Raw genomic sequence first — 13,015 nt, 5'->3', positions numbered from 1 at the left:
GCGCCGGGCGCATCCCCGGACTTCGCCACGCAGGGGCGAAGGGGCGAGGTATCAGATGGGGTCTCCGGCGGGCGGCTCATGCGAAAAGCCCGTGCATGTACCAGGCGCCGCGGCCCGCGGCGGGGCCGCCGGGGGCGAGGGCGCGGCAGATCCAGTACTGGCAGCCCTCACGGTCCTCGACATGGTAATAGTCGCGCACGGCGGTGCCACGGGCGTCGGGGTGCCACCATTCGGGGGCGATGCGCTCGGGGCCGGCGGCGCGGACCACCACCCGGCGCACCCGGCGCCAGACGAATTGCAGCGGCGGGCCGTCGGGCAGCGCCGCGGTCACCTCCAGCGGCTCGGGGCGCGGCAGCAGGCGCAGCGGGCGCGGCGGGGCCGCCTCGGGCCAGGCAGCGGTATCGGGGGCGGTATCGGGGGTGGCCCGGGCAGCCGTGGCGAGCCGGGGCTGCGCGCCGCCCACCGCCACCCGGCGCATCGCGCGCTCCGGCAGGTGGCTCGCCACCGGGGCGAGCTGGTAGACCCGCCGCCCCCCCAGCCGGTTGGCCAGCGTGTCGACCAGGGGAAACATCGCCCCCGGCAGCGCGGCTCCGCCCTGCCCCGGCGCGCTCCCGCGCCCGGGGCGCCGGGCAGAACCGGCCGCGGGCTTTGCTCCCGCCGGCCCGGGGTGCGCATCACCGTCCTCGCCGACCAGCGCGCAGCTTCGCCCGGCTCCGACGCTCCACACCAGCGACCGGCCGCCTTCTTCGCCGCTCCGCGCGGCAGGGCATGCAGCCTCCTCCGCTCCGCTCTCCTGCCCGGACCGCAGGTCATGCCCTGCGCCCTCTGCCGGGGCCGGGCCTCCGCCGGTCCGAACGAGGGGCCCGCTGTCCTCCACCCCGGTCATGCGCCCGGAACGGATGCCGCCCTCCGCTTTCCCTGCCGGGTCCGGACCGGCACCCCTCACCTGCGCGAGACGCCGGCCATCCGCTCCGCCACGCCGTGCGAGGCGCCCGCCCTCCTCTGCTCCGCCCGCCTGCCCGGGGCGTATGCCGCCCTCTCCGCCCCCTGCCGGGGCAAGGCCAGCGCCCGGCTCCGTGTCTCTCCCCTGCGCGGGGCGCCAACCCTCCACGCCACCGCCCCGCACGGGGGGCATGCCCCGCTCTGTTCCCCCGGCCTGCCCGGAACCAAAGCCGCGCTCTCCGCCCCCTGCCGCGGCAAGGCCAGCGCCCGGCTCCGTGTCTCTCCCCTGCGCGGGGCGCCGACCCTCCACGCCGCCGCTCCGCGCGAGGTGCACGCCCCGCACTTCTCCGCCCGCCTGCCCGAAACCAAAGCCGCGCTCTCCGCCCCCTGCCGTGGCAAGGCCAGCGCCCGGCTCCGTGTCTCTCCCCTGCGCGGGGCGCCTGCCCGCCTCTCCGCCGCTCTGCGCAAAGCCCACGATGTCCTCTGCTCCGTCGACCGCCAGCATGTGACAGGGGCCGGCTTCTGCTGTCGACAGGTGGGCGCCGCGCCCTGCACCGAGGGCATGTGACAGGCGCCGGGGGTGTCCTGCGCCCCGGGGCATGCCGCCTCCTGCCCGCACGGCTGCGCGCGGCGCGAGGGGGTCGGCCTCCTCCACCCCGCCCGTGCGCGCGGCGAACAGGTCGCCTGCCTGCTCCGGGGGGTGGCGCTCCGCACCGGCGCGGGAGGGGGGCCGGCTGTCGGCCGGGGGCTCCGGGGCGCGCCCCGCCCCGGCATTCCGCCGGGCCTGGCGGGCGTCGGGAGCGGGGGCGAGGTCCTCCACCAGGCTGTCCTGCCGGGCGGAGAGCGCCTCGGCCACCGGCGCCTCGAGCAGGAAGGCGTCGATGCCGAAGCCGCTGTCGATCTCCTCCAGCCGGTCGGCGAAGAGCCGCCCGATCCGCGCCGCATCGCGCGAGGGCCGGGCGAGGCGCAGGCGCACCGCGCTCGTGCCGCCATCGGCGCGAAAGGCGGTGAGGGTGAGGGCCCGGGCGCCGCGCCCGTCGCGCTCCAGCAGCCCGACGAGGCGCAGGAGCAGGTCGCCGAGCACCATGCCGGCGGCAGAGACGTCGATCACCGGCTCGGGCAGCACCTGCTGCACCCGGTAGAGCGGCGGCGGCTGCAGGGGGGCGAGCGGCTCGTCCACCGCGCCGGTGAGCTGGTCGAGGCGCAGCCGCACCGAGAGCGCCGCGTCGCGGTTGCGGAACCGCCGCTCCAGCGTGGCGCGCGGCAGGGCGCGCAGCGCACCGACGCTGGCAAGGCCCAGCCGGCGCAGCAGCACCACCCGCTCGGGCGCAAGGCGCAGGGCTGCGACCGGCAGGGCATCCGCCCGCGCCGCCGCCTGCTCCGCCGTCACGATCTCGCGGCCGGTGCCGCAGAGCGCCAGCGCCCGGGCGAGGCCCGGCGTGGGCGCGAGGCCCGCGCGCAGGGTGAAGCCCGCCCGCTCCAGCCGGCCGGTGCAATCGGCCATCAGCCCGGCCTCGCCGCCGAAGAGATGCGCGCAGCCCGTGGTGTCGAGCAACAGCCCGTCCGGCCCGTCCATCGCCACGATGGGGGCATGGCGCTGCGCCGCGCGCGCCAGGTGCTCGAGCAGGGCGCGATCCGCCTCCGGCTCGGCCTGCAGCACGCGCAGGCCGGGGCACGCGGCACGCGCATCGGTGAGGGCCTGGCCCGGCCGCGCACCGGCACGCAGCGCCTCGCGGCTGGCGGCGGTGATGCGCGTGCCGCCGGCGCCGCGCTCCACCAGCACCAGCGGGCCGGCGGGCTCAGCCCTCCCCGCCTCCTCCGGTGGCTCCGGCCAGTCCTGCCGGGTCCGCCTCCGGGCCGCCTCGGCCCGCAGCACCCGCTCCACCGGCAGGAACGGGAAGCGGAGCGAAAGAATGCGTCTCTTCATTCCAGGTCACCTTCCAGGCGCCGGGCCGGCCGGCCCGTGCGCGCTCAAGTTCCACCGCCCAGCCGGGCTGGCCCGGGGCGGCGGGGTCATCGGGATGCGGCAGGCCGGGCGCCGGCCCCACCCGCCAGCGCGTGGCCGCCACCGAGGGCTGGGCCTGCGCGCCCAGCCCGAGGAACAGGCAGGGCACACCGCTCTCGCCCGCGCGCAGCGCCAGGCGCCGCGTGGCGGTGAAGGACAGCGGCGGCCCCTCGCCCAGCACCGCGGCCAGCGCCGGCACGCCGAGCGCCTCCTCCAGCACGAAGGACATCTCCTCCGCGCGCCGCAGGCTCACGAACACCACCCGCTCGGGCGCGAGCCCGGCGCCGCGGAAGGCCGCGATCCCCGGGGCGCCGTATTCGCGCAGGGCGAAATCGGTCTGGCACCAGAGCACCGGCCCGGCCCGCGGCAGCCGCACCAGCAGCCGCAGCACGAAGGCCGCCAGCCCCGGCGCATGGCTGGCCTGCCGCGGGGTGAAATCATGCAACGCCCCCCCCGCCAGCCCCTCCGGCCCGAGGGCGGCATCCGGCCCCTCCACCCCGAGGCTCCAGCGCGGCAGCCCGCGCTCGCCCCCCGGCTCCAGCTTCGCCCCGCGCCCCTCCATCCGGGCGATCACCTGTCTCAACGCATCCACATCCATTGCCGGCTCCGGTCTGCTCCCTGATCGTCGTTCCGCTGTCATTCCCCATTATGTTCACTTTTTGTTCGGACTGCGAGTCGCTTTTTCGCGAAGTTTTCCCGCGCGGGGGCGGCATCCCGCCCGCGCATCCGGGCTGGACAGCCGCCCCCGCGCGAGGCGAAACAGGGGCTTCGCCGCCCCTCTTCCAGCGCCCGAAGGCCCCGCATGACCCTCAGCACGCCACAGGATACCGAGACCCTCGCCCGCGCCGTGACCGGCGGAGACCGCCGTGCGCTGTCCCGCGCGATCACCCTGGCCGAATCGACCCGGCCCGATCACCGCGCCGCCGCGCGCGCCCTGCTGCGCCGCCTGGCCGAGACCGACCGCGACGCGATGCGCATCGGCCTCTCCGGCACGCCGGGCGTGGGCAAGAGCACCTTCACCGAGGCCTTCGGCATGCAGCTGGTGGAGGCGGGCAAGCGCGTGGCGGTGCTGGCGGTCGACCCCTCCTCGGCGCGCTCCGGCGGCTCGATCCTGGGCGACAAGACCCGCATGGAGCGGCTCTCGCGGGCGCCACAGGCCTTCATCCGCCCCTCGCCGGCGCGCAGCTCGCTCGGCGGCGTGGCACGGCGCACGCGCGACGCGATCCTGATCTGCGAGGCGGCGGGCTTCGACGTGATCCTGGTGGAAACCGTGGGGGTGGGCCAGTCCGAGACCATGGTGGCGGACATGACCGACCTCTTCCTGCTGCTGCTCGCGCCCGCGGGGGGCGACGAGCTGCAGGGCGTGAAGCGCGGCATCATGGAGATCGCCGACCTCATCCTGGTGAACAAGGCCGACGGCGACCTCGCCGCCACCGCCACCCGCACCTGCGCCGATTACGCCGGCGCCCTGCGCCTGCTGCGCCGCCGCCCGCAGGACCCCGAGGGCTTCCCCGCCGCGATGACCTGCTCGGCGGTCACCGGCGCGGGGCTGGAGCAGGCCTGGGAGGCGATGTGCCGGCTCGACACCTGGCGGCGCGAGGGCGGCCACCTCACCGCGCGGCGCCGCGCCCAGGCCATGGCGGCGCTCGACCAGGAGATTCGCGAGGGTCTGCTCACCCGATTCCGCGCCGCGCCCGCGGTCACCGCGCGCCTGCCCGCCCTTGCCGAGGGCGTGCGCAACGGGCATCTTACCCCCGAGGATGCCGCCGAACAGGCGCTCGATCTGTTCGTGCCGGCGGAAAAACCCCTCTCCCGGCCTTGACGCTCCGGCAGCGGGCCAGTATGGAAGCGGCTCGAAATTCAGGCCGCCCCGCCGGGGAGGGGCCGGACCGTTTTACACTTTCCCGCCTGGCCCGGACATTCCGGCAGCCCCGGCCGGGACCAGAAACCGAGGACAAACCTATGTCTCGTCGCTGCGAACTGACCGGCAAGGCAGTGCTGACCGGCAACAACGTCAGCCACTCCAACATCAAGACCCGCCGCCGCTACCTGCCGAACCTCAACGAGGTTTCCCTGCAGAGCGACGCGCTGGGCCGTTCCTTCCGCTTCCGCATCGCCGCCTCCGCGCTGCGTTCGGTCGACCACCGCGGCGGGCTCGACGCCTTCCTCGCCAAGGCCGACGACGCTGCCCTGTCGCCGCGCGCGCTGAAGGTCAAGAAGGACATCGCGAAGGCCCAGGCCGCGGCCTGACCCTTCCCTCCCCCGCGGGGGAGCGCCTGATCCGCTGAACGCCCCGTCGGAGACGACCGGGGCGTTTTCGCGTCTGGCCGGGGGCCTTCGGAACATCTCCGGCCGGTCCCGGTGTCCACTCGGCCTCCCGGCGCCTTTCAACCCGCCCCTCCGGGCCGCTTGTATCCGCCGGTCCGGGGCTGTCCTTTCCTCTCCTTCGGGGCGAGGCACCCCGGGCTTGCGAGATCCCCGCACCTCCCCGATAGTGCGGGGCCCGGGCCTGCGCATCGCGCCGGAGCCCCGGGGGGAGGAGACCGAAGATGAAAAACATCCTGCTGGCCGGCGCCCTCGCGGCGCTTGCCGCCCTGCCCCTCGCCGGGCCTGCCGCGGCGCAGGACATCCGCGTGGAGGGCGCCTACGCGGTGGTGGCGAACCCGATGTCGGGTGCGGCTTACATGGTGATCCGCAACGAGGGCAGCACGCCCGACCGGCTCACCGGCGCCGAGAGCCCGGTGGCGAAGCGCACCGAGCTGCACGGCCACGAGATGTCCGACGGCATCGCCCGCATGCGCGCCATCGACGAGGGCCTGCCCCTGCCGCCCGGCGGCAGCGCGGTGCTCGAGCGCGGCGGGCTGCACCTGATGTTCATGGGCCTCGCCGCCCCGCTGCAGGACGGCGAGACCATCCCCGTCACCCTGCAGTTCGAGAGCGGCGCACGGATCGCGCTGGAGCTGCGCGTCACCCCGCAGCACGCGGGCGAGATCCCGCCGCCCGCTCCGCAGAACCCGTAGGCCGATCCGGCCGCACGCAGCCAGCGGAACCCGGCCGTCCCGGCGATCCGTTCCGGCCCCGGCGGGCCGACATCCCGCCCGGCACCGGGCCCCTGCGCGCCGGCGTCCGGCCCTCGGGACCCCGGGCGGGCCCAGGCGGCGACACCCCGTCGCTCAGCGCCCCAGCATCTCCGCCACCCACTCCGGCACGAGCCTGCTGGCCGGGCCGGCGCGGGCCTCGTCGAAATCGCTCACGCCCTCGGAGGGCTCGAGGTTCAGCTCCAGCGTGCGCGCCCCGCGCCGGGCCGCGTCCTGCACGAAGCCGGCGGCGGGGTAGACATTGCCCGAGGTGCCGATGGAGACGAAGAGATCGGCCCGCGCCAGCGACGCCCAGATCTCCTCCATGTGATAGGGGTACTCGCCGAACCACACCACGTCCGGCCGCACCCGGGCCGCGCCGCAGGCCGGGCAGCGGTCCTGCTCCTGCATCGGCGCGTCGGAGGGCCAGCGGTGGCCGCAGGCGGCGCAGAGGCATCTCATCAGCTCGCCATGCATGTGCAGCAGCCGGCGCGAGCCCGCGCGCTCGTGCAGGTCGTCGATGTTCTGGGTGACGAGCAGCAGCTCGCCGCCCCAGCCCGCCTCCAGCTCCGCCAGCGCGCGATGGGCGGCGTTGGGTGCGGCGGTGCGGCAGTTCTCGCGGCGGGCGGAGTAGAACTCCAGCACCAGCCCGGGGTCGCGCGCATAGCCCTCGGGGGTCGCCACGTCCTCCAGCGGATAGCGGGTCCAGAGCCCGCCCGCGTCGCGGAACGTGCCGAGCCCCGATTCCGCCGACACGCCCGCCCCGGTGAGTATCACGATGCTCCCGACCATCCCGCAGCCTCCCGCCGGGGCGGGGCCGCCCGCGAGCGCCCTGCCCCGTTGCAACATGTCAGACCGGAACCGATCGGGCTGTTTCCGTCCGGGCCGGTTTCGCTCTAACCTCGGGCCCGACGCTAACTGCCGGAGATCCGCATGACCACCCGCATCCTCTTCGTCTGCCTGGGAAACATCTGCCGCTCGCCCGCGGCACAGGGGGTGATGGAGGCCCTGCTCGCCCCGGGTGCGGCCGAGATCGACAGCGCGGGCATCGGCGGCTGGCACCAGGGCGACCTGCCGGACCCGCGCATGCGCGCCGCCGCCCGGGCCCGCGGGATCGACCTCGACACCCAGCGCGCCCGAAAGCTGCGACCCGGCGATTTCGAGCGCTTCGACCTGATCCTCGCCATGGATTCCGACAATCTCTCCGACCTCGAGGCGCAGCGCCCGGCAAACAGCCGCGCCCGCGTCTGCCGGCTGCTCGACTACCTGCCCGACCAGCCGCGCCGCGACGTGCCCGACCCCTATTACGGCGGCCCCTCCGGCTTCGAGACCGTGCTCGACCTGGTGACCGCCGGCTGTCGTGCCGTGGCGGAGGAACACGGGCTCGCCCTGCGCCGGGACGGGCGGCAGACGGGGGCGGGAATCCGGTAAAAGGCATTTGACACCAGAAGGTTAACCAAGCTCGCACAAGTTTTTTCGGACCCGCCCCGAAAACTTCTTGCGCGAGTCGGCGAATTGCCCCATATCCCCGCCTACGACGCCAACGCACGCGCCTCTGGCCTGGCAAACACCAGTGTTTACGTAGCGACGGTAACGTCTCTTTTGGAACGTGTGGTCCGTGATCGGGCCAGGTCTGATGGAGATGACCATGAACGCGAACGTAGCCTGGGCGGCTTCGGCCCCCGTGCGCCTTTCTGCACCCCGACGCGTGGAAGAGTTCATTGCCGTTTCGAGCTTTGACCGCCCGACGCTGGTGCTCGACATCGACGCCGTCGAAACCCAGTACCACGCCCTGAAGGCCGGCCTCGGCGAGGCCGCGATCCACTACGCCGTGAAGGCGAACCCGACCCGCGAGATCGTCGAGCGCCTGGTGGCCTCCGGCTCGCATTTCGACGCCGCCTCCCGGGGCGAGATCGAGCTCTGTCTGGGCCTCGGCGCCCGGCCCGAGCACATCTCCTTCGGCAACACGGTGAAGAAGGTCTCCGACATCACCTTCGCCCATGCCGCCGGCATCACCCTCTTCGCGGCCGACGCCGAGGAAGAGCTGGAGAAGATCGCCGAGCACGCGCCGGGCGCCGAGGTCTACATCCGCCTGCTGATCGAGGAATCCGAGGCCGACTGGCCGCTGTCGCGCAAGTTCGGCTGCGGCGGCGACGAGGCGATCCGCCTGATGGGCGTCGCCCGCGACCTCGGCCTCTCCCCGGTGGGCATCAGCTTCCATGTCGGCTCGCAGACCCGTGACCCGGCGATGTGGTGCACCCCGCTCGACGCCGTGGCCCGCACCTGGACCGCGGCGCGCGAGGCCGGCTTCGCGCTGAACCTGCTCAACATCGGCGGCGGCTTCCCCGCCTTCTACGGCGAGGACATCCCCGCCCCGGCCAGCTACGCGGCCGAGGTGATGCGCCACGTGCGCGCCCGTTTCGGCGCCGTGGAGCGGGTGATGGCCGAGCCGGGCCGCGGCCTGGTGGCCGAGGCCGGCGCCATCGCCTGCGAGGTGCTGCTCACCTCGAAGAAGCGCGAGGACGACCTGGTGCGCTGGGTCTACCTCGACATCGGCAAGTTCTCCGGTCTCGCCGAGACCATGGACGAGGCGATCCGCTACCAGTTCGTCACGCCCCATGACGGCGAGGCGACCTCGGCCTGCATTCTCGCCGGCCCGTCCTGCGACAGCGCCGACGTGCTCTACGAGAAGCGCCCGGTGCAGCTGCCGGTGAACCTGCGCGCCGGCGACAAGGTGATCATCCGCAACTGCGGCGCCTACACTTCCAGCTACTCCTCGGTGGGGTTCAACGGCTTCCCCCCGCTCGAGGTGATGTGCATCTGACACGAGGGGGCCGAGGCCTGCCTCCGGCGCCGCGCGGGCCAATGGCCTTGCGCGGCGCTGTCGTTTCTGCTGCAGTGACCGGGCGCGCAACTCCCTGCGCGCGCCTCCCCGCACGCAGCCACCCGCGATGGCCGGCAGCCCGCGCGCCCAGCACAGGTGCCCTGCCATGCCGCTCTCCTCGCTTCTCGTCTTCGCGCTCGCCTATCTCGCAGTGCTGATCGTGCCCGGCCCGGGGGTGACGGCGGTGATCTCGCGCGTGCTGGTGCGCGGCCCGCGCGGCACGCCGGCCTTCATCGCCGGTTTCCTCACCGGCGCGCTGTGCTGGCTCACCCTCGCGGTCACCGGCCTCGCGGCGCTGGCGGCCACGCTGGGGCCGGTCTTCACCGTGATCCGCTGGGCCGGTGCCGCCTACCTGCTCCGGATGGCCTGGAAGCTGTGGCGCGCCGCCCCCGGCCTGCGCGCCGGGGGCCCCGCCCCGGCCGAGCGCGGCTGGCGGCTCTACCTCACCGGCCTGTCGATCAACCTGGGCAACCCCAAGGCGATGGTGTTCTTCCTCGCCCTGCTGCCCACGGTGGTGGACGTGGAGGCGATCACCCCGGCGGGCTACGCCGAGCTCGCGCTCACGGTCATCGTCACGCTCACCACGGTGATGGGGGGCTACGCGATTCTCGCCGCCCGGGCGCGCCGGCTGTTCACCACGCCGCGCGCGGCGCGGGCGGTGAGCCGGGGCAGCAGCCTCGCGATGGCCGGCGCCGCGGCGGCACTGGTGGCGCGCTGAGCGCCGGTGCGCCCGGTGCCGAGCCGGTTCAGCGCCGGCGCTCGTGATATTGTGCCGGCTCAGCGCCGGCGGGGGGCGCCCAGCAGCAGCAGGATCGCCACCGCGGCCACCAGTGCGGCGGCCACTGCCACCATGCCGTAGCCGGCGCCGAGCCCGATCAGCCCGCCGCCGAGCGCCGCCCCCCCGGCATTGCCGAGGTTGAAGGCGCTCTGGTTGAAGGTGCCGCCCAGCCGCGGGGCCGCGGCCGCCGCCTGCATGGCAAAGCTCTGCAGAGGGGCCGTGGCGCCGAAGCCGAAGACCGCGATGAGGAACACGCCGGCCACCGCGGCCACGGCATTGTCCATGAACAGCGCGAAGCCGAGGAAGGCCACCACCAGCGCGCCCAGAAGCAGCAGCAGCGCCCCGCGCGCCGAGCGGTCCGCCATCCAGCCGGCGAGGGCGAGGCCGCAGGTCGCCCCCACCCCCATGAGCGTGAGCACGGGCCCCACCCATTCGGGCGCGAGGCCCGAGCGCTCGGTGAGAATGGGCGCGATATAGGTGAACAGCGTGAACACGCCGCCGAAGCCGAACACGGTGATGGCCAGCGCCCGCAGCACCTCGCGGTCACGCAGCACGGTGAGCTCGCCCAGCATGCGCACCCCCGGCCGGGCCACGCCCCGCGGCACCGCGAGGCGGATGCCCACCAGCGCCACGGTGCCGATCAGCGCCACCACGCCGAAGACCGCCCGCCAGTCTGCCCATTGGCCCAGCATGGTGCCCAGCGGCACGCCCGCCACGTTGGCGAGGGTGACGCCGGAGAACACCAGCGCGATGGCCCGCCCCTCGCGCCCCGGCCGGGCGAGGCCGCCCGCGACGGTGAGCGCCGCGCCGAAGAAGGCGCCGTGCACCGTGGCGGTGACGCAGCGCGCCACCAGCAGAGACCAGTAGTCCGGCGCCAGCGCGCAGGCGATGTTGCCGGCCACGAACACCGCCACCAGCAGGGTGAGCGTGCGCTTGTCGGCCATGCGCCCGGTGAGGATGGCGAGCGGCGGCCCGCCGAGCACCACGCCGAGGGCGTAGCCCGTCACCAGCATGCCCGCCGCGGGGATGGAGACCGAGAGATCCGCCGCCACTTCCGGCAGAAGGCCCATCACCACGAATTCCGCCGTGCCGATGGCGAAGGCCGCCAGCACCAGCACCGCCAGCGCGAGGCCGCGGCGGAGATCGGGCGCCGGCGCGCCGTCCTGGATGGTCATGGTCATCGGCGCGCTCCTGGCAAGATCCCGAACCTCCCGCATGCCCGCGCGCCGCGCCGCCGTCAATTGCCGCGCTGCAATATCGGCTATGCACGCCGCGCGCAGCTGCGAAGAGGCTGGACGGAACGCCCCCGGCAGGGCAGCATCCCGGGATGGCGAGAGACGAATGGAGCGCAGACCAAATCGCAGCGCTGCTCGACAGTTACGAGCAGATGCTGAGCGATGATCTCGCCGGCCGCCGCTTCAACAAGGCAGAGCGGAACCGCGCACTGCAGGCGCACACCGGGCGCACGCGCACCTCGATCGAGTTCAAGCTGTGCAACGTAAGCGCGGTGCTGGCCGAGCTGAGCCTGCCCTGGCTGCGCGGCTACGCGCCGCGAGCCAATTACCAGCGCGCCCTTGTGGCGGAAGTGGCAAGCCGGCCCGGGCTGCTCGCGCCCTGGGCCCCGGCGGCACCCACGGCGGGCATCGGCCTCGCCGAGGCGCCCGGGCTGTGGATCGGCCCGCCCCCCGCGCCGGGCCCTGCCGCGCCGCGCCCCGAGCACCTGGAACGGCTGGTGCGCAAGGTCGACCCCGCCGCGCGGGACGCCCGCAACCGCGCCCTCGGCCGCTGGGGCGAGGAGCGGGTGCTGCGCCACGAGATCGACGGCCTCACCCGCGCCGGGCGGCCCGACCTCGCGCGCAAGGTGCTCTGGGTGTCCGAGGAGCTGGGCGACGGCGCGGGCTATGACATCCTCTCCTTCACCCCCGCCGGCGCCGAGCGGCTGCTGGAGGTCAAGACCACCGCAGGCGGCCCGGCGAGCCCGTTCTTCCTCACCGCCAACGAGCTGGAGGTGGCCCGCGAGCGCACCGCGCACTGGCGCCTCTTCCGCCTGCATGACGCCGCGCGGCGCCCCGGCGCCTGGGAGCTCGCACCGCCGCTGGAGCCCGCGCTGGCGCTTACGCCGCAGCTCTGGCGCGCCCGGCCGGCGGGGTGAGCGCTGGAAAGCGGCCGCGCCCGCGTTTACACCATTTCCGGACCCCGCCGCAGACCCAGGCCCCTGAATGAAGATTCGCCCGCCCCTCAACCCCTGGATCGGCATCACCCTGGCGGTGGCCTGCAGCGGGCTGCTCTATTCCTGGGTCGTCTACGACACCGCCCTGCGCGGGGCGGTCTATGCCACCGCCATCTGCCTGCCGATCATCGCCTTCGAGCGCGGCCTCTTCCTGCGCCGCCTGCGCCGGCGCATCCTCGAGCTGCCTACCCTCGCCTACCTGCTGGTCGAGACGCTGGTCTACGGCCTGATGCTCGCGCTCGGCTTCATGGCGGTGGGCACGGTGATCTGGGCGGCCGGCTGGTCGCTGAGCGACTGGCGCGGCGCCGCCCTGCCCGGCATCACCGGCGTGGCCTACGGCCTCGTCACCTGCACGCTGATCATCGCCATCCTGCGGGTGCGCGACCTGATCGGCCACCACCGCTTCAAGAGCCTGCTCATCGGCCGCTACCGCCGCCCGGTGCGCGAGGAGCGCATCTTCCTGTTCATCGACCTTGCCGGCTCCTCCGCCTATGCCGAGGCGCATGGCGACCTGAAGGTGATGGAGCTGCTCTCGGCGCTGTTCTCGGCCATGGAGGAGCCGGTGCGCGCCAACCGCGGCTCGGTGGAGGACCTGGTGGGCGATGCCGTCATCATCAGCTGGCCGATGGAGGAGGGCCTGCACGGCGCGCGCTGCCTCACCTGCCTGCGCGATGTCATCGCCGCGGTGGAGGCCCGGGCCGAGTGGTGGCAGGCGCGCTTCGGCATGGTGCCGGCCCTGCGCGCCGCCCTGCACGGCGGGCCGGTGATCGTGGCCGAGGTGGGGGTGGAGCACCACAAGATCACCTATTTCGGCGACACGGTGAACATCACCGCCCGCATCGAGGAGCTGTGCCGGGCGATGGACGAGCCGCGGCTGATCTCGGCCGATCTCGCCGCCCGGCTCACCCTGCCCCATGGCATCGCCCTGCGCGCGCTCGGCCCCCAGCCGGTGCGCGGGCGCGACCATGACATCGGCGTCTGCGCCATCGACATCGGCCCGCCGGCGGCCCGCGAGAGCCTGCGCCGGCGCCTCGCCCGCCGCGCCGCGATGCCGCGCCGAAAGCCCGCCCCCGCGCCCGCGAACCCCGCTTGACGGCTT

12 protein-coding genes are annotated in these 13,015 nt (G+C 74.5%); 8 read left to right on the top strand and 4 right to left on the bottom strand.

The features are described 5' to 3' along the window. Window positions 1-76: 76 nt before the first annotated feature. Complete coding sequence (locus tag D3P35_RS12780; protein WP_232830497.1) at window positions 77-2,719, bottom strand: DNA polymerase Y family protein; 2,643 nt, start codon at window positions 2,717-2,719, stop codon at window positions 77-79. Between the two features lie 22 nt (window positions 2,720-2,741). Beyond that, window positions 2,742-3,545 (bottom strand): ImuA family protein, encoded by an 804-nt coding sequence (locus tag D3P35_RS26765; RefSeq protein ID WP_232830490.1) that lies wholly within the window; start codon window positions 3,543-3,545, stop codon window positions 2,742-2,744. A gap of 204 nt (window positions 3,546-3,749) precedes the next feature. Between D3P35_RS26765 and meaB the strand changes: the two genes are divergently transcribed. From meaB to D3P35_RS12765, 3 genes are all read left to right on the top strand, one after another. Next, entirely contained in the window at window positions 3,750-4,769 is a 1,020-nt protein-coding gene (meaB, locus tag D3P35_RS12775) for a methylmalonyl Co-A mutase-associated GTPase MeaB (RefSeq protein WP_118135121.1), read from the top strand. 140 nt (window positions 4,770-4,909) lie between these two features. After that, on the top strand, window positions 4,910-5,197 hold the full coding sequence (gene rpmB / locus D3P35_RS12770; RefSeq protein ID WP_118135120.1) for a 50S ribosomal protein L28: 288 nt from the start codon (window positions 4,910-4,912) through the stop codon (window positions 5,195-5,197). 299 nt (window positions 5,198-5,496) lie between these two features. Continuing rightward, entirely contained in the window at window positions 5,497-5,967 is a 471-nt protein-coding gene (locus D3P35_RS12765; protein WP_118135119.1) for a copper chaperone PCu(A)C, read from the top strand. A 153-nt stretch (window positions 5,968-6,120) separates the two neighbouring features. Here D3P35_RS12765 and D3P35_RS12760 read toward each other — a convergent pair whose 3' ends face one another. Then, the gene (locus tag D3P35_RS12760; RefSeq protein WP_118135118.1) at window positions 6,121-6,816 is read right to left on the bottom strand and encodes an NAD-dependent deacylase; all 696 of its coding nucleotides are present in this window, start codon (window positions 6,814-6,816) and stop codon (window positions 6,121-6,123) included. A 141-nt stretch (window positions 6,817-6,957) separates the two neighbouring features. Between D3P35_RS12760 and D3P35_RS12755 the strand changes: the two genes are divergently transcribed. The 3 genes from D3P35_RS12755 to D3P35_RS12745 all read left to right on the top strand — a co-directional run bounded on the left by D3P35_RS12755 (window position 6,958) and on the right by D3P35_RS12745 (window position 9,626). Beyond that, the gene (locus D3P35_RS12755; protein ID WP_118135117.1) at window positions 6,958-7,455 is read left to right on the top strand and encodes a low molecular weight protein-tyrosine-phosphatase; all 498 of its coding nucleotides are present in this window, start codon (window positions 6,958-6,960) and stop codon (window positions 7,453-7,455) included. 217 nt (window positions 7,456-7,672) lie between these two features. Beyond that, entirely contained in the window at window positions 7,673-8,848 is a 1,176-nt protein-coding gene (locus D3P35_RS12750; protein WP_118135185.1) for a type III PLP-dependent enzyme, read from the top strand. Window positions 8,849-9,014: 166 nt separating this feature from the next. Further along, window positions 9,015-9,626: a LysE family translocator gene (locus D3P35_RS12745; protein WP_118135116.1), complete on the top strand. Its 612-nt coding sequence runs from the start codon at window positions 9,015-9,017 to the stop codon at window positions 9,624-9,626. A 59-nt stretch (window positions 9,627-9,685) separates the two neighbouring features. Here D3P35_RS12745 and D3P35_RS12740 read toward each other — a convergent pair whose 3' ends face one another. Beyond that, window positions 9,686-10,867: an MFS transporter gene (locus D3P35_RS12740; RefSeq protein ID WP_198670606.1), complete on the bottom strand. Its 1,182-nt coding sequence runs from the start codon at window positions 10,865-10,867 to the stop codon at window positions 9,686-9,688. Between the two features lie 146 nt (window positions 10,868-11,013). Between D3P35_RS12740 and D3P35_RS12735 the strand changes: the two genes are divergently transcribed. Both D3P35_RS12735 and D3P35_RS12730 read left to right on the top strand, forming a co-directional pair. Continuing rightward, a complete protein-coding gene (locus D3P35_RS12735) occupies window positions 11,014-11,838 on the top strand; it encodes a DUF3883 domain-containing protein (RefSeq protein WP_118135115.1) in 825 nt (274 codons plus the stop codon). 67 nt (window positions 11,839-11,905) lie between these two features. Then, a complete protein-coding gene (locus D3P35_RS12730) occupies window positions 11,906-13,009 on the top strand; it encodes an adenylate/guanylate cyclase domain-containing protein (protein WP_118135114.1) in 1,104 nt (367 codons plus the stop codon). Window positions 13,010-13,015 lie beyond the last annotated feature (6 nt).

The sequence above is a fragment of the Oceanicella sp. SM1341 genome (assembly GCF_003448965.1).
Taxonomy (GTDB): Bacteria; Pseudomonadota; Alphaproteobacteria; order Rhodobacterales; family Rhodobacteraceae; genus Paroceanicella.
This window is presented reverse-complemented; position numbering and strand designations above follow the sequence as displayed.

What these genes read in the sequence shown, in the direction of transcription:
- D3P35_RS26765 (WP_232830490.1), bottom strand. Translation starts at nt 3,545, where the DNA reads ATGGATGTGGATGCGTTGAGACAGGTGATCGCCCGGATGGAGGGGCGC.
- meaB (WP_118135121.1), top strand. Translation starts at nt 3,750, where the DNA reads ATGACCCTCAGCACGCCACAGGATACCGAGACCCTCGCCCGCGCCGTG.
- rpmB (WP_118135120.1), top strand. Translation starts at nt 4,910, where the DNA reads ATGTCTCGTCGCTGCGAACTGACCGGCAAGGCAGTGCTGACCGGCAAC.
- D3P35_RS12765 (WP_118135119.1), top strand. Translation starts at nt 5,497, where the DNA reads ATGAAAAACATCCTGCTGGCCGGCGCCCTCGCGGCGCTTGCCGCCCTG.
- D3P35_RS12760 (WP_118135118.1), bottom strand. Translation starts at nt 6,816, where the DNA reads ATGGTCGGGAGCATCGTGATACTCACCGGGGCGGGCGTGTCGGCGGAA.
- D3P35_RS12755 (WP_118135117.1), top strand. Translation starts at nt 6,958, where the DNA reads ATGACCACCCGCATCCTCTTCGTCTGCCTGGGAAACATCTGCCGCTCG.
- D3P35_RS12750 (WP_118135185.1), top strand. Translation starts at nt 7,673, where the DNA reads ATGAACGCGAACGTAGCCTGGGCGGCTTCGGCCCCCGTGCGCCTTTCT.
- D3P35_RS12745 (WP_118135116.1), top strand. Translation starts at nt 9,015, where the DNA reads ATGCCGCTCTCCTCGCTTCTCGTCTTCGCGCTCGCCTATCTCGCAGTG.
- D3P35_RS12740 (WP_198670606.1), bottom strand. Translation starts at nt 10,867, where the DNA reads ATGACCATGACCATCCAGGACGGCGCGCCGGCGCCCGATCTCCGCCGC.
- D3P35_RS12735 (WP_118135115.1), top strand. Translation starts at nt 11,014, where the DNA reads ATGGCGAGAGACGAATGGAGCGCAGACCAAATCGCAGCGCTGCTCGAC.
- D3P35_RS12730 (WP_118135114.1), top strand. Translation starts at nt 11,906, where the DNA reads ATGAAGATTCGCCCGCCCCTCAACCCCTGGATCGGCATCACCCTGGCG.